The organism is Pseudoalteromonas sp. SIMBA_162, from assembly GCF_046535955.1.
Lineage (GTDB): Bacteria > Pseudomonadota > Gammaproteobacteria > Enterobacterales > Alteromonadaceae > Pseudoalteromonas > Pseudoalteromonas marina.
Genome location: NZ_JAWJBQ010001409.1, coordinates 1 through 228 on the forward strand (window position 1 = coordinate 1; position 228 = coordinate 228).

General features: G+C 37.7%; 1 protein-coding gene. It reads right to left on the reverse strand.

All coding sequences use genetic code 11. From position 1 onward, the window contains the following. Window positions 1-228 (reverse strand): EAL domain-containing protein (locus tag R0J88_RS24245; protein WP_410901493.1); only part of this gene is annotated, 228 nt, incomplete at both ends.

Below are 228 nucleotides of genomic sequence, written 5' to 3' on the forward strand. Positions count from 1 at the left end.
GCTAAAGTAATAGCCTTGTCCATATTCACATTCGAGTTCTTTTGCTGTTTCTACCCCTTCTGCAACCACTTTTAAATTTAGTGCATGGGCTAAAGAGATAATGGCTGCAACCATGGCAATACCTGACTCGCCTTCATTCATATTCACGATGAACGAACGGTCGATTTTTAATACATCAATTGGAAATTCTTTTAAATACCCTAATGAACTATACCCTGTTCCAAAATC